Origin of the sequence: Kibdelosporangium philippinense (assembly GCF_021390435.2) — a bacterium.
In the GTDB taxonomy this organism is placed as follows: Bacteria; Actinomycetota; Actinomycetes; order Mycobacteriales; family Pseudonocardiaceae; genus Kibdelosporangium; species Kibdelosporangium philippinense.
This window is the reverse complement of record NZ_JAJVCN010000002.1, coordinates 295,993-312,516: the sequence shown is the minus strand read 5'-3', so window position 1 is coordinate 312,516 and position 16,524 is coordinate 295,993. Positions and strand designations below refer to the sequence as shown.

21 protein-coding genes are annotated in these 16,524 nt (G+C 65.1%); 14 read left to right on the top strand and 7 right to left on the bottom strand.

The genetic code is table 11. The annotated features are described in order from the left end of the window. Positions 1-14 precede the first annotated feature (14 nt). Positions 15-785 carry a deoxyribonuclease IV gene (locus LWC34_RS20275; protein ID WP_233726742.1) on the bottom strand — a complete coding sequence of 257 codons (771 nt, stop codon included), beginning with the start codon at positions 783-785 and terminating at the stop codon, positions 15-17. 192 nt (positions 786-977) lie between these two features. On the opposite strand from LWC34_RS20275, the gene LWC34_RS20270 reads away from it, so the two are divergent. From LWC34_RS20270 to LWC34_RS20230, 9 genes are all read left to right on the top strand, one after another. Next, positions 978-1,970 (top strand): hypothetical protein, encoded by a 993-nt coding sequence (locus tag LWC34_RS20270; protein ID WP_233726741.1) that lies wholly within the window; start codon positions 978-980, stop codon positions 1,968-1,970. 240 nt (positions 1,971-2,210) lie between these two features. After that, positions 2,211-2,519 carry a 30S ribosomal protein S6 gene (rpsF, locus tag LWC34_RS20265; protein WP_233726740.1) on the top strand — a complete coding sequence of 103 codons (309 nt, stop codon included), beginning with the start codon at positions 2,211-2,213 and terminating at the stop codon, positions 2,517-2,519. A 29-nt stretch (positions 2,520-2,548) separates the two neighbouring features. Further along, positions 2,549-3,088: a single-stranded DNA-binding protein gene (locus LWC34_RS20260; protein ID WP_233726739.1), complete on the top strand. Its 540-nt coding sequence runs from the start codon at positions 2,549-2,551 to the stop codon at positions 3,086-3,088. Positions 3,089-3,115: 27 nt separating this feature from the next. Further along, positions 3,116-3,358, top strand: a complete 243-nt coding sequence (gene rpsR / locus LWC34_RS20255) for a 30S ribosomal protein S18 (RefSeq protein WP_033380198.1) — start codon at positions 3,116-3,118, stop codon at positions 3,356-3,358. 14 nt (positions 3,359-3,372) lie between these two features. Beyond that, positions 3,373-3,828, top strand: coding sequence for a 50S ribosomal protein L9 (gene rplI / locus LWC34_RS20250; RefSeq protein ID WP_233726738.1), 456 nt, complete (start codon positions 3,373-3,375; stop codon positions 3,826-3,828). Between the two features lie 413 nt (positions 3,829-4,241). Further along, positions 4,242-7,757 carry a replicative DNA helicase gene (locus LWC34_RS20245; protein WP_308200113.1) on the top strand — a complete coding sequence of 1,172 codons (3,516 nt, stop codon included), beginning with the start codon at positions 4,242-4,244 and terminating at the stop codon, positions 7,755-7,757. Between the two features lie 114 nt (positions 7,758-7,871). Next, positions 7,872-8,156, top strand: coding sequence for a DEAD/DEAH box helicase family protein (locus LWC34_RS57025; protein WP_284051632.1), 285 nt, complete (start codon positions 7,872-7,874; stop codon positions 8,154-8,156). A gap of 45 nt (positions 8,157-8,201) precedes the next feature. Next, positions 8,202-8,426 carry a hypothetical protein gene (locus LWC34_RS20235; protein WP_233726737.1) on the top strand — a complete coding sequence of 75 codons (225 nt, stop codon included), beginning with the start codon at positions 8,202-8,204 and terminating at the stop codon, positions 8,424-8,426. A 172-nt stretch (positions 8,427-8,598) separates the two neighbouring features. Next, entirely contained in the window at positions 8,599-8,742 is a 144-nt protein-coding gene (locus tag LWC34_RS20230; protein ID WP_233726736.1) for a hypothetical protein, read from the top strand. On the opposite strand, the gene LWC34_RS20225 is transcribed toward LWC34_RS20230, so the two are convergent. Further along, entirely contained in the window at positions 8,733-9,686 is a 954-nt protein-coding gene (locus LWC34_RS20225; RefSeq protein ID WP_233726735.1) for a helix-turn-helix transcriptional regulator, read from the bottom strand. The two genes, LWC34_RS20230 and LWC34_RS20225, sit on opposite strands and share 10 nt — an antisense overlap. A gap of 85 nt (positions 9,687-9,771) precedes the next feature. On the opposite strand from LWC34_RS20225, the gene LWC34_RS20220 reads away from it, so the two are divergent. Genes LWC34_RS20220 through LWC34_RS20210 form a run of 3 tightly spaced genes read left to right on the top strand, consistent with a single transcriptional unit; the run spans position 9,772 to position 11,902 of the window. Further along, positions 9,772-10,275 (top strand): VOC family protein, encoded by a 504-nt coding sequence (locus tag LWC34_RS20220; protein WP_233726734.1) that lies wholly within the window; start codon positions 9,772-9,774, stop codon positions 10,273-10,275. Positions 10,276-10,313: 38 nt separating this feature from the next. Then, positions 10,314-10,709 (top strand): hypothetical protein, encoded by a 396-nt coding sequence (locus LWC34_RS20215; RefSeq protein ID WP_233726733.1) that lies wholly within the window; start codon positions 10,314-10,316, stop codon positions 10,707-10,709. Positions 10,710-10,717: 8 nt separating this feature from the next. Continuing rightward, a complete protein-coding gene (locus LWC34_RS20210; protein WP_233726732.1) occupies positions 10,718-11,902 on the top strand; it encodes an MFS transporter in 1,185 nt (394 codons plus the stop codon). On the opposite strand, the gene LWC34_RS20205 is transcribed toward LWC34_RS20210, so the two are convergent. Genes LWC34_RS20205 through LWC34_RS20190 form a run of 4 tightly spaced genes read right to left on the bottom strand, consistent with a single transcriptional unit; the run spans position 11,892 to position 14,208 of the window. Beyond that, the gene (locus LWC34_RS20205) at positions 11,892-12,707 is read right to left on the bottom strand and encodes a class I SAM-dependent methyltransferase (RefSeq protein WP_233726731.1); all 816 of its coding nucleotides are present in this window, start codon (positions 12,705-12,707) and stop codon (positions 11,892-11,894) included. The genes LWC34_RS20210 and LWC34_RS20205 overlap by 11 nt on opposite strands. A gap of 37 nt (positions 12,708-12,744) precedes the next feature. Beyond that, positions 12,745-13,452: a DUF899 domain-containing protein gene (locus LWC34_RS20200; RefSeq protein WP_233726730.1), complete on the bottom strand. Its 708-nt coding sequence runs from the start codon at positions 13,450-13,452 to the stop codon at positions 12,745-12,747. Then, positions 13,449-13,880: an SRPBCC family protein gene (locus LWC34_RS20195; RefSeq protein WP_233726729.1), complete on the bottom strand. Its 432-nt coding sequence runs from the start codon at positions 13,878-13,880 to the stop codon at positions 13,449-13,451. Before LWC34_RS20195 ends, LWC34_RS20200 begins: the two co-directional genes overlap by 4 nt. Next, complete coding sequence (locus tag LWC34_RS20190) at positions 13,873-14,208, bottom strand: ArsR/SmtB family transcription factor (RefSeq protein WP_233726728.1); 336 nt, start codon at positions 14,206-14,208, stop codon at positions 13,873-13,875. Before LWC34_RS20190 ends, LWC34_RS20195 begins: the two co-directional genes overlap by 8 nt. Positions 14,209-14,405: 197 nt before the next feature. On the opposite strand from LWC34_RS20190, the gene LWC34_RS20185 reads away from it, so the two are divergent. Continuing rightward, positions 14,406-15,176 carry a dioxygenase family protein gene (locus LWC34_RS20185; RefSeq protein WP_233726727.1) on the top strand — a complete coding sequence of 257 codons (771 nt, stop codon included), beginning with the start codon at positions 14,406-14,408 and terminating at the stop codon, positions 15,174-15,176. A 40-nt stretch (positions 15,177-15,216) separates the two neighbouring features. Then, a complete protein-coding gene (locus tag LWC34_RS20180; protein WP_233726726.1) occupies positions 15,217-15,621 on the top strand; it encodes a nucleotidyl cyclase domain-containing protein in 405 nt (134 codons plus the stop codon). 60 nt (positions 15,622-15,681) lie between these two features. Here the strand turns inward: LWC34_RS20180 and LWC34_RS20175 are convergent, their stop codons facing one another. Continuing rightward, positions 15,682-16,482: a hypothetical protein gene (locus tag LWC34_RS20175; protein ID WP_233726725.1), complete on the bottom strand. Its 801-nt coding sequence runs from the start codon at positions 16,480-16,482 to the stop codon at positions 15,682-15,684. Positions 16,483-16,524: the final 42 nt, after the last annotated feature.

The following is a 16,524-nucleotide window of genomic DNA, read 5'->3' as shown; positions in this document are numbered from 1 at the left end:
CGGCACCTTGTCCCTCACCCACCAAGCGCCTGACGAAGGAACGCGATGTCCTCCGCCTGGCCTTCGGACGGTGTCTCGACCACGACCGGAGCTCCTGCCGCGGCGACGACCGCCGCGAGTACCTCCGGTTCGATGGTGCCAGTACTGATGTTCGCGTGCCGATCGCGGGACGAGCCGAACTCGTCACGCGAGTTGTTCAGGTGCACCAGATCGATCCGGCCGGTGATCGCTTTCACCCGGTCGACGATGCCGACAAGCTCCTCGCCGGCGGCGAAAGCGTGGCACGTGTCCAGGCAGAACCCAGCGCCGAACTCGCCGACCGCGTCCCACAGTTTGGCCAGCATGTCGAACCTGCGGGCCATCGCGTTCTCGCCACCGGCGGTGTTCTCGATCAGGATCGGCAGTGGGAAGCCGCCGTCCTTGGCCTGGCGCTCGAAGAACTTCTTCCAGTTCTCGATGCCCTGCTCGGGATCTTCGCCCTGTGTCACGTGCCCGCCGTGCACGACAAGGCCCTTCGCGCCGATCGCGGCGGCGCCTTCGGCGTGCTGCAGCACGGTCTTGCGCGACGGGATGCGGATCCGGTTGTTCATCGACGCGATGTTCACCGGGTACGGCGAGTGGACGAAGACGTCAAGGTCGGTCGCCCGCAAGGCCTCGGCCTGCGGGTGCTCCGGCGGCTTCTTCCACGACTGGGGATCTGCCAGGAAGAACTGCACCACCTCGGCGCCACGCTCGCGCCCGGCAGCGAGCGGGTCGTCGTCGCGGACATGGGCACCTATACGCATGGCCAGCGAGCGTAGTCGCCGTTCGATAGCAAACGCGCCGGTGGTGGGTCGAGCTGCTCCACCTGGCGGGAGAAACCGAGCCGGGAAAATGCCGACGACTGGGTGATTAGCGGTGGTTGGCGTCACCAATCGCCAGTACTGTCGTTGGAATTCATGGAGCTACTCGTCGGTACGACTCGGAAGGCAGGGGATATGCGACTCGTCAGACGACTGGCAGCTGCGTTCGCCGTGGTCATCGTCGTGCTGACGAGCAGCTTGCTCGGCGGGAGCACCGCGGCCGCGGCCACTCCCATGGTGATCGGCAGCTGCGCGGTCACCGTCAAAGGCGAGCAGGGCACGCCCATCCAGCTGCAACCCTCGGCAGTGCTCGAACCGGTGGTCAACGTCGTCAGGGCACTCGATCCGCTGAACTTGATCACGCCAGGCGTGCGTTCGGCGTTCGCCGCACTGCCGCCGATCCCGATCGGGTCCATTCCCGCTGGTGGCGGGTTCATCAGCGGCGGCCAGATCGCCAATGCCGTGATCGCCCAGCTGAACAAGATCCCGCTGCTCGGCCCGATCATCGGTGGCGTTGCCAAGGGCGTGCAGAACGCTCTCGCCGGGATGTGCGGCGTGACTGTCCAGGTCGCCAACACGGCTGGCGGACAGGCTCAGGACGGCTCCAAGGCCGTTGCCGACGCGGCCAACGCGGGCGCCGCGCGGATCCTGCCTGGCGGTGGCTCGACCCCGGGGACTGGTGGTGGCCAGACCGGCAAGCCTGGCCCCGGTGGCAGCACCGGCGGCGGAGCGCCGCAAGACCAGCAGCCGTACCAGCCGACGCTGCCCGTGCTCGGCGGATCGCCGCAGGCTCCTGGGATCGCCGGCTTCGGGTTCGGCGACTACCTCACGGGCCGCTCGCCGATGACCGACTACAGCATGATCCCGTTCGCCCAGGCCGGGCTGTACGCGCCGTCTCCTGCCGTGCGATACGGCTCTGGTGTTCCCGGCTACAGCCCGCAGTTCGGGATCCTCGGCGTGGACAACCCGCCCAACGACGGCGTGCAGGCCGCCGGGCACGCCGAGGCGATTGGTGGCTCGTCCGGTCGCAGCGCCATCGACATTTCCGTGCTGCTCGCGGTGCTGGCTTTGTCCGGCGTGACCGCCGCACTCGTGCGGACATGGGTCCTGCGCAAAGCCGCCGCGTAACCGGCTTGGGCGCGCCGGTCGTTTACGCCACGCAACGCGCCCGACATCGCCCCAGCCAGCCAAACAAGCAGCTCACAGCGAAGATGTCGGCTGCGCGGGGCGGGGTGGAAATGACCGGCTTTGGCGCCCAAGCCCGCCCGAGCGAAGCGAGGGCAATCCGGCACTGTACTCTTTTTGGCCGTAGACCCTCCTGCCATGGAGAGACCATGGCCGCGAGTCCACAGGAGGTGAGTGGTCTTCATGCGTCATTACGAGGTAATGATCATCCTCGATCCCAGCACCGACGAGCGCAACGTGCAGCCGTCGCTGGAGAACTTCCTCAACGTGATCCGCAACTCCGGCGGTTCGGTTGAGAAGGTCGAGGTCTGGGGCAAGCGCCGGCTCTCGTTCGAGATCAACAAGCACGCCGAGGGCATCTACGCGGTGCTCGACGTGAACGCCGAGCCAGACGCTGTCAAGGAAATGGACCGTCAGCTGTCCCTGTCCGAGTCGATCCTGCGCACCAAGGTGCTGCGGCGCGTCGACAAGCGTCCGGCCGCACGGGCCTGATCTCAACCACCCCCAGCTAGGGAGCCGATATGGCAGGCGACACGATCATCACGGTGGTCGGCAACCTGACCGCCGACCCGGAACTGCGGTTCACCTCGTCCGGTGCTGCCGTTGCCAGCTTCACGGTGGCCTCGACGCCGCGCACTTTCGACCGTCAGAGCAACGAGTGGAAAGACGGCGAGGCGCTGTTCATGCGCTGCAGCATCTGGCGCCAGGCAGCCGAGAACGTGGCCGAGTCACTGACCCGTGGTGCACGGGTCGTCGTGACCGGCAGGCTCAAGCAGCGGTCCTACGACACCCGCGAGGGTGAGAAGCGCACCGTCATCGAGCTCGAAGTCGACGAGATCGGTCCCTCGCTGCGGTACGCCACCGCGAAGGTCAACCGTGTCAGCCGTGGTGAAGGCGGCGGCGGTGGATTCGGTGGTGGCGGCGGAGGCAACAGCGGTGGCGGTGGCGGAGGCAACCGTCAGTCCGTTCCCGCCGACGACCCGTGGGGCTCCGCGCCCCCGGCTGGCGGCGGCGGTGGCGGCGGCGGTGGCGGCGGCTTCTCCGACGAACCGCCTTTCTAACCCCCAGATCTCTCAGGAGTAACTCCCGTGGCAAAGCCACCCATTCGCAAGCCGAAGAAGAAGGTCTGCGCGTTCTGCAAGAAGGACGCCGTGGACACGTTGATCGACTACAAGGACACCGCGCTGCTGCGCAAGTTCATCTCCGACCGCGGCAAGATCCGCGCCCGTCGGGTGACCGGCAACTGCAGCCAGCACCAGCGTGACATCGCCATTGCGGTCAAGAACGCCCGCGAGATGGCGCTGCTCCCGTACACCTCGACCGCGCGCTGATCGGAGGATTAGAGATGAAGCTGATCCTCACCACCGATGTGAGCGGTCTCGGCGGCCCCGGCGACATCGTCGAGGTCAAGGACGGCTACGGCCGTAACTACCTGCTGCCGCGTGGGCTGGCGATCCAGTCGACCAAGGGTGCGGAGAAGAACGTCCGCACCATCCGCCGGGCGCAGGACGCTCGCCGGGTGCGCGACCTCGACCACGCCAAGGAGATCAAGGCGACCCTCGAGGGTCTCGGCGCGATCCCGCTCAAGGCGAAGGCCGCGGCCGGTTCCGGCAAGCTGTTCGGTTCGGTCACCACCGCCGACATCGTGTCGGCGATCAAGGCCGCCGGTGGCCCGCAGCTCGACAAGCGGACCGTCGAGCTCGCCGGGCACATCAAGAACGTCGGCAAGCACACCGCGAGCGTCCGGCTGCACCCGGACGTGAACGTCTCGGTGAAGCTCGAAGTCACCGCGACCAGCTGACGCCAAGTTCTGCTGTCGAACCACCCTCCCGCGCACTGCCGGGAGGGTGGTTTGTCTATCCACAGGCACCGCCCCACGATGGGGTGAATCACGCTTCGCGACACGCCGACGCCCGGTTTTCCCGCGACACGCCGAGCCTTTTCAGACGAGTTTTTCCACACCTCGTACACAGGCTCTGACCAGCGGGTTTGATTCTTATACCGGTAGTTGTCCCCAACTTGCCCACAGGGCCATTCGGGCCTGTGGTCAGCTGGGTGCAACCATCCACAGGTTGTCCACAGAGCGCTCCCCAAGACGGTTTGGCGCTGGTCGGTAGTGGCCTCTAGCGTGCATCGCGACACCCCCTCAGTTGGTCCTTCCATGACCGGCCTTCGCGGGGTAAAACGAACATATGTGCGAGGAGGGGCTGCTCGGTGGCGCTCACGGATGACCGGGGAACGGCACCGGCGGAGAACGGCGGCGGCAATCCGTCCTTCGACAGGCAGCCGCCGCAGGACCAAGCCGCCGAGCAGTCGGTGCTCGGCGGAATGATGCTGTCCAAGGACGCGATCGCCGACGTGGTCGAAGTCCTGCGGCCAGGAGACTTCTACCGACCCGCGCACCAAAGCGTCTACGACTGCATCCTCGACCTCTACAGCCGAGGCGAACCCGCCGACCCCATCACAGTGGCCGCGGAGATGGAGCGCAGAGGCGAACTCCGCCGAATCGGCGGCGCCCCATACCTGCACACCCTGATCGCCACCGTCCCGACGGCCGCGAACGCCGGCTACTACGCGGAAATCGTGGCGGAGAAAGCAGTCCTGCGCCGGCTGGTCGAAGCAGGCACCCGGATCGTGCAGCTCGGCTACGCGGGCCAAGACGGCAGCGACGTGAACGAGATCGTCGACCGCGCCCAGTCCGCGATCTATGAAGTGACCGAACGCCGCACCACCGAGGACTACGTCGCCCTCGAAGAACTGCTGCAGCCAACGATGGACGAGATCGACGCCATCGCCTCCCGCGGCGGATCGTCCCTCGGCGTCCCCACCGGCTTCGCCGACTTCGACGACCTCACCAACGGCCTGCACCCCGGCCAAATGATCATCGTCGCCGCCCGTCCCGGCGTTGGAAAGGCACTGGCCCTCGACACCCCACTGCCGACCCCCACCGGGTGGACAACCATGGGCGAGGTCAAGGTCAGCGACCAGCTGATCGACGCCGCAGGCAAACCGACGACCGTGGTCGCCGCGACCGACGTGATGCACAACCGCCCGTGCTACGAGGTCGAATTCTCCGACGGCACCGTGATCACCGCCGACGCCGAACACCAGTGGCTGACGCAGAACACCAGGGCGACTGGCCGGATCCGGACCACAAGCGAACTCGCCGATGACCACGCTGGCCACTTCGTCGTGAATGCCCAAGCGCTCGACAGCGCCGAGTACGTGTCCAAAGGTCCCGCTTATGTCGTCGGTGTTTGGCTCGGCAACAACTGCTCAGCGGAATTCGGCCTGCTCGCGCCCGAAGTCATCTGCCACATTGAGGCCGAAGGCTTCGACGTGCCGCCGAAAGGCCCGGCACTCTGGCAGACAGCGGGATTGGACGAAGCCGCTGCCTTCGTGCGAGCAGCGAGGTCGCAGCGATCGGCACTCCTCGCCGGTCTTATGGACGTCGCCGGAACAGTCGCACCTGATGGCCGGCTGCGGCTGTCCGTCGCGTCCGGTCCAATCGCTGACCTGGTGCACGAGCTGATCGTCGGCCTCGGCTACACGTGCCAGCACGATGCCGGAGAGCTTGTATTCGAAACCGAAGACCGCGTTTTCCGCATGGAGACCAAGCACCTTCTGCACAAGGAACTGGTTTGCCCGGTCCGGCACGCCAGGTACATCGTGGATGTGCGCCAGGTGCCCAGCGTGCCGGTGCGGTGTGTCGAGGTCGACAACGCGGATCACCTGTATCTCGCCAGCCGATCGATGATCCCGACGCACAACTCGACGCTGGGATTGGACTGGGCGCGGTCGTGTTCGATCAAGCATGGGATGTCCAGCGTCATCTTCTCGCTGGAAATGAGTAAGACCGAGATCGTCATGCGCATGTTGTCCGCCGAGGCGAAGATCCGCCTCGCCGACATGCGTGGTGGCCGGATGACCGACGACGACTGGACGCGGTTGGCACGGCGGATGAGTGAAATCTCCGAAGCGCCTTTGTTTGTCGACGACTCGCCGAACATGACGATGATGGAAATCCGGGCGAAGGCACGAAGGCTGAAGCAGCGCAACGATCTCAAGCTGATCGTGCTCGACTACATGCAGCTGATGACCTCCGGCAAGCGGGTGGAGAGCAGGCAGCAGGAAGTCTCCGAGTTCTCCCGGTCGCTCAAGCTGCTGGCCAAGGAGCTCGAGGTTCCGGTGGTCGCGATGAGCCAGCTGAACCGTGGTCCGGAACAGCGAACAGACAAGCGCCCGATGCTCGCCGACCTCCGTGAATCCGGATGTCTGACCAGCGGTACGCGAATCCTGCGCGCGGACACCGGAGGGGAGACCACCCTCGGAGACCTGCTAGCGTCTGGTGAGAAGCCACTGGTGTGGTCGCTCGACGAGCGAATGCGGACCGTGGCGATGCCGATGACCAAGGTCTTCCCCAGTGGCGTCAAGGAGGTCTTCCGGCTACGGATGACCTCAGGGCGAGAGCTGGAGGCGACTGCGAACCATCCGTTCATGACGATTGACGGATGGGTGCCCCTCGGCGAGCTGAAGCCCGGCGATCGGTTGGCGTCCCCGCGTCAGGTTCCCGAACCAGTCGAAGCCAAGGCCTTGCCTGAAGCCGAGGTTGTGCTGCTGGCGCACTTGATCGGCGACGGATCCTTTGTCCGCAGGCAGCCAATCCGATACACCAGCATTGACGAGGGAAACCTCGTCGCTGTGACGAACGCGGCAACGCATTTCGGCATCACCGCAGTGCGTGACGAGCATGCGGCAGCGGGCTGCACGTCGCTCCGGTTGCCTGCGCCATACCGACTGACACATGGCAAGCGAAACCCGATCGCTGCGTGGCTCGACGAGTTCGGCCTGTTCGGGCTCAGGAGCCACGAGAAGTTCGTGCCGCAGCAGATTTTCAGCGCACCGAACTCGCAGGTCGCGCTTTTCCTGCATCATCTGTGGGCCACCGACGGGTCCATTCGGTGGGATGATCGAGCAGGACAGGCGCGGATCTACTACGCCTCGACCAGTCGGCGGCTCGTCGACGACGTGTCCCAGTTGTTGCTGCGCGTCGGAGTACTGAGCCGGATCAAGCGCGTGCGGAAGACGGGCCGCCGGGACTGTTGGCATCTGTACGTATACGGCGCCGAGAACCAATTGCGGTTCGTCGACGAGGTCGGGGCCAACGGCCTGCGGGGGTTGGCTGCCAAGAACGTAGCCGAGCAGCTCAAAGACGTCATCGGTAACACAAATCTGGACACGGTGCCCTCAGCTGTGTGGACGCAGGTTCGTTCCCTGCTGTCCGCGAAACACATGACACACCGGGAATTCTCCGCGGCCATGGGCTCACGCTTTTGCGGGTCGACGATGTGGAAGCACTCACCGAGCAGGTCACGACTGGCGCGAGTTGCCGCGGTGCTGGACGATGCCAAGCTGGAGATGCTCGCGACCAACGATGTCTTCTGGGACGAGATCGCCGAAATCGAGAGCCTCGGCGAACAATCCGTCTACGACGGCACCGTGCCTGGTACACACAGCTTTGTCGCCAACGGAATCCACGTTCACAACAGCCTGGAGCAGGACGCCGACATGGTCGTCCTGATCCACCGCCCGGACGCGTGGGAACGCGACGACCCTCGCGCGGGTGAGGCTGACTTGATCATCGCCAAGCACCGTGCCGGTCCGACCGCGACCATCACCGTGGCCCACCAACTGCACTACTCGAAGTTCGCGGACCTCGCCCAGGCTTAGGACTTGGCTCATGCCGTGTCCGCTAGCCGGAGCCTGGCAGTCCCTCGGCCGATGCCCTGAGCAGGCTGCGGTAGCAGTGGCGGTGTCGTGGATCGCCTGGATACGTTGGGACGGGTGATCATCTGGCTGAACGGCGGGTTCGGGGCGGGGAAGACGACGTTGGCGGGGGAGCTGCACCGGCGGCTGCCTGAGGCGATCGTGTACGACCCGGAGGACGTCGGCATCATGTTGTGGAAGTGGATGCCGCCCAACGACGATTTCCAGGACCTGCCGAGCTGGCGTGAGCTGGTCGTCGCGACAGCGCTGGCGCTGCGCAGGCACCACGCGGGCACGTTGATCGTTCCGATGTCACTTGTCCGTGACGCCAACCGGATCGAGATTCTGGGAGGCCTGGCTTAGGCAGGCGAGGAAGTTCTGCATGTCTTCCTGGATGCGGACGCCGACGTGCTGAAGGACCGGCTCGCCGCTCGTGCGCCGATTCCCGTCAACCCAGCTGGGGACGCGGGTCTCGAATGGGCGCTGAGCCGGGCAGACCCGGCCGCCGCTGGCCGCCAGCCGGAAGGGACGCTCATTCTGCGCTCGGACCGGCTCACCCCAGCCGAACTCGCCGACGAGGTGCTCGCCGCCACCTCGTCGATTGCGCCAAACAAGGTGCAGCGTTCGGAGTAAGTGGTTACGCGGCAAGGCTTGTTGCCCGTGCTTCAGCGCGGTTGGATACCGAAACCTTCGTGGGAACTGGCACCGATCAGCCTACGGGGTGTTCGCGATGGTGGATCTGGCCGCCGCCGACACACTTATCGCGTGCTATCAGGAGAAAACGCATTGAAGCTTCTGGCATCCGGTGACTGCGATCCCACTCGCCGACACCGACGGCGATCCAGCATGGGCTCCACTGCGGATCACCGCGCCATCAGCGGAATACCCGTCAGGGCACGCCTGCTTCACCGCAGCCGTCACGCCTTCGGTCCTCGGTAATCACGCATGAGTGATCCGAGCGGCGAGCTTGTCGAGGTGGGCCTGTAGCTGCGGGGGACCGTGGACTTGGAAGCGCACGTCCAGAGAGAGCAGTCGCATAGCGAGCCATTCCACGGTGTCGGTGTGCGACTGCCAGCGGCATGAGTCGTCGTCACCGGTCAACGTGCCGTCGCCAAGGTTGTCTCCGAGGCGCGCGGCGATGAGTCGGAGCGGTGCGTGGAGCGTGACGTCGGCGCGAAATGTCGGCGCCATGCTCATTGTTCGGGCGCGCAGGAATTCCTCTACGGCCGCGTCTGGGGGTGACCGGCGTTGTGCGCGGGCGCCGGTTGCGCGCGGATCGATCATTCGGTCGACGCGGAAGGTTCGCCAATCGTCGCGGTCAAGGTCGAATGCAACCAGGTACCACCGGCGGCCGCTGGCAACCAGTCGGAGCGGCTCCACATGCCGGGCGCTGTCCACGTTGTCGTGGCTGCGGTAACGGAACCGCAGGCGTTCGTGGTTCGCGCACGCGGAAGTGATGGTTACCAAGGAATCCGGGGACACGGCCGTGCTCGCGGACAGCGTGAACGACAGGGTGCTGGCTGTCAGCGTTGATACCCGGCGGCGCAGCCTCGGCGGCAGCACTTGGGCGAGCTTCGCGGCGGCGCGCGCTGCCGCTTCGTCCACGCCGCTTATTGCCTGACCAGCGACTGTGGCCAGGCCTACCGCGATCGCCACCGCTTCCTCATCGTCGAGTAGCAACGGGGGCATCGCTGATCCTGCCGTCAGCCGGTAACCGCCTTGCCCGCCTTCGGTTGCCTCGACGGGATATCCGATCTCGCGTAACCGGTCGATGTCACGGCGAACCGTCCGGCCGCTCACACCTAGGCGGTTGGCCAGCTCGCTGCCCGGCCACAGCCGCGGGGTTTGCAGCAATGACAACAACGACAACAGGCGTGCAGTGGTGTCGGTCACGCGATCAACTTTACGCTCCGACTAGGACATGATCTGTCCTATACGCCTTCTACCTTTGGGATCACCAACGAGGAGAGGACGCCTGATGACCACCAGCTACACCACCGTCGCCCCTTGGATCGTCACCAAGGACACCGGAGCGCTGCTCGACTTCGTCACGGCCGCTTTCGACGGCGTCGAGCTTGGCCGGGTTCCGGTCGAAGACGGCAGCATCGGGCATGCCGAGATCCGCGTCGGTGACACAGTGCTGCTCGCTTTCGACCAGCATGAAGACTGGCCGGACATGCCGTCGTTGCTGCGAGTGTTCGTGCCGGACGCCGACGTCGCGTTCGCCGCTGCGATCGAGGCAGGCGCTCGCGAGGTGACTGCGTTGACCAACAACGCTTTCGGTCAGCGCGGCGGCCGGGTGCGCGACCCGTTCGGGAATATTTGGTGGATCACTGCTCTCGTCGAGACCGTGACGCCAGAGGAGGGAATGCGTCGGCTGGACGAGCCTGAGTACCAGGAGCAGATGCGGTACGCGCAGGAAACCCTCGATGCCGAACTCAGCGGTCGCACGCAGGGCCGGTCCAGTGCCGTGATCCGCTGACGGGGACCGGTCCCAGCCGAGCGCGGCACGCTCAGCGTATGACTGAGCGTCCGCGGCGTCCTGGTTTGCTGGTCGCAGCCCTGGTAGCGCTGCCATTGGCGGCTTTGATGTTCGGTACGACCGCGACCAACCTCGCTGGCCCGGGGAGTCCGGAAACGTCCTTGCCTTCGTTGGGTCTGTTGATCGCCTTGCTGGCGATCCGGTTCAACTGGGCACGCGCGGCGGCAGTGATCATACTGGGTTTCCTGACCATCCTGTGGTTGCCGGGTGCTCTCGCGAACATGGGCGAACCGCGCGTCGGGCAAGCCGTGGCATATGTCCTGATTGGTACGGCGTTCTTCGCGGTGGGGACCGTTCTTGTCTACTTGCCTCAGTCGAACGAATACTACGGGCAGATCGCTCAATGGCGCACGAGCCGAAAACAGGGTCGATAGCGTGACGTATGGGGTTTGGGCGGTTCTGGGCTGCTGACACGGTTTCGCTGGTTGGCAGTTATGTGACGACAGTGGCGTTGCCTGCGTTGGCTGTCCTGACGTTGCAGGCTTCCCAGACTGAGGTGGGGTTGGTGTCGGCGGCGCGGTGGTTGCCGTATCTGCTGTTCGGGTTGGTCGCGGGTGTGTTGGTTGATCGGTATCGGCGACGGCCGCTGCTGGTCGGCACGGATTTGGCACGTGCGGTGTTGCTGGCGTTGGTGCCGTTGCTTCACGTGGTCGGACTGTTGACCATTCCGGTGTTGATCGGGATTGTGTTCGTGTTCGGGGCGCTGTCCCTGGTCTACGACGCAGCCCACCAGTCGTTTCTGCCGAGCCTTGTCCCAGCGGATCGGTTGACGTGGGCGAATGCGAGGTTGGAGCAAACCAACGCGGTCGCTCAGACCGCAGGTCAGGCAGCAGCCGGGTGGTTGGTGAAGGTGATCGGCGCGCCGCTTGCCTTCCTGCTCGACGCGATCTCGTACCTGGTGTCGGGCTTGTTGCTGGCCTCGATCGAGGCGCGGGAACAGGTCACGCAGCGGAAACCTGAAGTGCGGGAAGGCTTGCTGTGGGTCTACCGGCACGAGACGCTGGCTCCGCTGGCGATCACGTCACACGTGTGGTTCCTGTTCAACAGCATGGTGGCCACGCTCTTTCCCTTCCTTGTTCTGCGGACGTTGGGGTTCAGCGAGTTCGTCCTCGGTATCACGTTCGCTGTCGGCGGGATCGGCGGACTGCTCGGTGCCTCACTGTCCACAAGGGCCGAGATGCGGCTGGGTACTGGGCGGGCGATCATCGTCGGACGCTGGCTGACACCTGTCGGATACCTGGCGATTCCGTTCGCCACCAACGAAACAACTGGCGTCATTCTGCTGTGCGTCGCGCAGTTCGTGTTCGGGCTGTCGATTGGGCTCGACAGCCCGATCGAGATGACCTATCGGCAGACCATCACGCCGGATCACTTGCAGGGCCGGATGAATGCCACCATGCGATCGGTCAACCGGGGCATGATCGTGATTGGCGCGCCGCTCGGTGGGATGCTCGCGGACGCGCTCAGCCTGCGAGCGGCGCTGTGGATCGCGATCGCCGGGTTGGGAGTTCAGGCGGCCGCGGTCACGGCCACCCGTTTCCGGCACGCACGACTGCCTATTCCTTGATCGCTTGCAGGGTGTACGAGCAGGCGACGCGCTGCGGATCCTCGGTGAGACGCCATTCCTCGGTCGCTGGGTCCTGCGTCATCTGGCCAGGGATGGCGCACCACGGGACGCTGTCGTGTTCGACGAACTGGGTCAGGCGCATGCCGGTGTCCAGCAGGGCTGTGATGATTTCGCCGATGCCGTGGTTCCAGCTGTGCGACTTCTGCGAAAGCTTCGCGTCGGTGGCGACGTATGTCTCTTCGCCGGAGAACTCCAATGGTTCGGCGTGCTCGAAGTAAGGGTATCGGGGGTACGGCGGTGTGGCGTTTTCTTCCAGTCCCCACAGCATCGGATGGCCTTCGCGGATGAACAGGCGACCGCCTGGGCGAAGCAGTGATGTCACCACTTGCGCCCAACGGGAAACCGAAGGCAGCCAGCACAATGCGCCGACTCCCGTGTACACGAGGTCAAAGGATTCCGCGCCGAGCACTTCTACCGCGTCGTACACATTGGCTTCGTGGAAAGGAATCTCGGCGCCTGCTGCGGCGACGAGGCGTCGGGCTTCAGTCAGGGCTGCCGGGGAGAAGTCCAGGCCCGTCATCTCCGCGCCGAGTCTGGCCAACGACAACGTGTCCGTGCCGATGTGGCATTGCAGGTGGACTCCGCGCAGGCCGGTGACCGAGCCGAGGCGTGGTTGGTCGAATTTCACGACCGAGCTCAGGTGCGACGGGTCGTTGATGAAACGGTCGAAGCCGTAGTCCGGCGACGCAGCGTGCGCGGGTGCCCGTTCGTCCCAATGTGCTTTGTTGACGGCCAGCGAGTCCATGCCCGCCAGAATGACGTTGGCCGCAGCGCCTCACAACTCAGTATTTGTCGTGGTGACGCAGCCACGCCATGCTCGGCGACTGCGGCCAGCCTTCGGGCGAGTCCTCGTGCACTTCCTGGCGCCCGAACGCGCTGAAATCGAGGTAGTTGTATGTACTGACCAGCACATCCAGGCCGCGGGCGTAGGTCGAGTACGTGTGGAAGACGCGGTCTGAGTCCTGGATGAAGGCACTCAGGCCGGGGCCTTCGCCGGGTTCGGAGATCGGCTCGTAGTTGTAGACCGGCTGCTTCACCGCTGGGTCGAGTGACACGTCGAAGTCGTAGTTGAAGTCGCTGCCGTGCGAGGAAAACCAGGGCACAGTCCAGCCCATCCGGGTGCGGAACGCGTCGGTCTCGCTGAACGGTCCACGCGTCACGACGGCGAATGACGTGTCCCGAGCGTGCAGGTGCGCCAGATGGCCAACGTTGTCGATCACCCACGAGCAACTCGGGCAGCCTTGGCCCTCGTCGAAGCGCCACATGAAGTGGTACACGAGCAGCTGGCGCCTGCCTTCGAACAAGTCGAGCAGGCTGACTTTGCCATTGGCGCCTTCGAAGACGTAGTCCTTGGCGACTTCGACCATCGGCAGGCGCCTGCGTTCCGCACTGAGCGCGTCCCTGGCTTTGCTGAAGGCTTTTTCCTTGGTGAGTAAGGCTTTGCGAGCGGTCAGCCATTCGTCCCGGCTGACGATCGGCGGTGTGCTCATGTCGGCTCCAGGTAGGTCGCCAGGCTTTCGAGTGCACTGGTCCAGCCTTCGTGGACGCTCTCGCGCATGTCCTGGGGCAGGCTGGAAATGAGGAAGGTCATCGTGGTTTTACCGTCGGCTTCGGCCAGCGTGACGGTGACGAGCGCCTGCCGCGCCGGATCGTCTGGCGCGCCCCAGGTGAACACAAGTCGTTCTGGCGCAACGACTTCCTGGTACGTGCCGCCTTGCGGGTACTCGGTGCCGTCGGCGTCGCTGATCATCGTGGCGCGCCATGTGCCGCCCGGACGGACGTCCAGCGAGATGGATGACAGCGGTGTGGTCAGCCCGACCGGGCCGTACCAGCCCGCCAGGTGTTCCGGCGTCGTCCAGGCGTCGAACACCAATTCCCTTGGGGCGTCGAAGACTCTCGTGATCGTCAGGTCAGTCATCGGACTGTCCTTTCTGGAGGTCCTTGAGCAGGGTGTCCATCCGGTCGAAGCTGCTTTCCCAGAACTGCCGGTAGTCCCCGACCCAGTCGGCCACGGCTTTCATCGGGCCGGCATCCAGGCGACACGGCCGCCACTGCGCGGACTTGCCACGCACGATCAACCCCGCTTTCTCCAGGACCTTCAGGTGTTTGGAGACCGCGGGCAGGCTCATCGCGAACGGCTCGGCCAGCTCGGTCACCGCGGCCTCGCCCTTCGCCAGCCGGGCGAGGATCGCGCGGCGCGTCGGATCGGCCAACGCCGCGAACGTACTGCTCAGCTGATCGACCACGACACCTACTAAACCGATCGGTTATTTAACCTGTTGGTTCAATCTATCCACGGTGTCAAGGGCGCGCGAGGGGCGAGTTAGGTGCGTTGAGTGCCGTGAAGGTGGCCTTGACGGCATTCCATCCTTGCAACCAGCGACAAACGCGGGTGCCCTCATGTAGCCTGGTTGTTGAAATTTAAACAACCAGGAGATGGCCGATGAGCACCATGCCTGTGCTGTACCTCAGTCACGGCGCACCGCCGCTCGCCGACGACACGCTGTGGACCCGTCAGCTGGCGGACTGGTCGGGTGACCTGCCAGAACCGACAGCGATCCTCGTCGTCTCGGCGCATTGGGAAGAGGCTCCGCTGACCATCGGCGCGACCACGACTCAGCCGCTCGTGTACGACTTCTGGGGTTTTCCCGAGCGGTATTACCAGGTCAAGTACGCGGCACCGGGCGCTCCGGAGCTTGCCGCGAAGGTAAGGAAGCTCGTCAAAGACCCTGTGCGTGACGATCCGGGACGCGGGTTGGACCATGGCGCGTACGTGCCCTTGGTCGAGATGTACCCGAACGCGAACATCCCGGTTCTGCAGATCTCCATGCCCACACTGGACCCGACTGGGCTGCTGGAACTGGGCCGGAAGCTTGCGCCACTAAGGGATGAAGGGGTGCTGATCATCGGCAGTGGCTTCTTCACCCACAACCTCCGGGGCTTGAACTTGTCCGGGGGCAATGACGCCACGCCGCCGCAGTGGTCAAGCGAGTTCGATGAGTGGGGCAAGGAAGTTCTGACCGAACGGGACTTCGACGCACTGCTCGACTTCAACCACAAGGCACCCGCTGCCCAGCTCGCGCATCCGCGGACCGAGCACTTCGCGCCACTGTTCGTCACCCTTGGGGCGAGTATCGACACCAATGAGCACGCCGACACGGTGATCGATGGTTACTGGTACGGATTGGCCAAGCGGTCCGTCCAGTTCGACTGAACGACTCGCCGCGGCGGTCCTTGAGTGTCCTAGTTAGACAATGGAGACTCGGGGGATGCTCGCGCCGGAACTCACCCACGGAGTGTTGCGCGGCAAAGGCTTGCTTGATCCCCGGACCGGACTGCCTGGCCGGGAACTGCTGATCGACCGCCTCGGCCTCGCCCTCACTCGCGTCAGAACCCACGGCACCTTGGTAAGTCTCGTACTCGTTCCCGGGGACGAACAGATCGCGGTGCTGTTACGCGAAACCATGCGCGCGGATCACACCGTGGCCAGATACGAACCTGAACTCGTCGCCATCGTGGCTGAACACCCGAATGGTGACGCGCGGCCGATCGTCGAACGCGTCCGGACCGTCACAGGCGCGAGAACCGCTTGGTACACAAGCGATGGCTCGGCTCGCGTGCACGAAGTCCTGTTCCGCGCCGAAGCATCCCTGATATAGCAGAACGGGCCCGAGAGCTTCGTTGCTCTCGAGCCCGCTCAGGGGAACCGACTGGTCAGATCAGACCGTCGGCAGCGTGGGGAGCTCCGTGGGCAGCTCCACGTCACCGGTCACGTCGTGGATGCTCGGCACCTCCGGCGTGTCAACGCTGGACACGACCGGCAACTGCTGCGGCAGGCCGACGCTCTGCATGCCCGGGGTCTGCGGGGCGGTGGCGGGCAGCTTCACGGCGTCCGGGGTCGAGGACAGGTTGGGCAGCTCCGGCTGGGGCACGCCGTGCACGTCGACACCCTTGGTGTTCGGGATCAGCTTCTGCGCGACGCCGTTGTGGTCGAGCTGGGCCTGCAGCGGCAGCCGGTCGGTGTCGGGCACGTCGACGACCGGGGCGTCCAGGATTTCGTTGGTCTCGCTCGGCAGCGACGGCATCATCGGCAGCTTCGAGGGGTCGAGACCGACCGGCGGCGCGGCAGGCAAGCCCAGGTCATCGGCGGCGGGCAGGTCGGTCGGCACCATGCCATCGGTCTCGGGCAGGTCGGCGAACTCCGACACGCCGTCGAGGTCGGTCAGGCCCTGGGTCAGGTCCTGTACTGCCAGCATGTCGGCCAGCTCACCGAAGCCGGTGAGGTCGGTCGGCAGGTCGCTGCGGGTCTCGCCGGGCAGCCCGGGCAGCGTCGGCGTGGTCGGCGACACGGCGAGTCCCTCGCCGAAGCCCTGGCCAACGTTGGACAGCGTGCTCAGGCCGGACAGCGGCAGGCCAGGAACGGTGGGCACCGGCGCGGCGGACGCCTGGAAGAAACCGAAACCGAGGGCACAGGCCGCGGTCGCGGTGACGAGGACGCCGCGACGGATGGTCTTACGCACGAAATTCTCCTTGTAGAAAAACGGGTGAGGAAAAAGGAATCC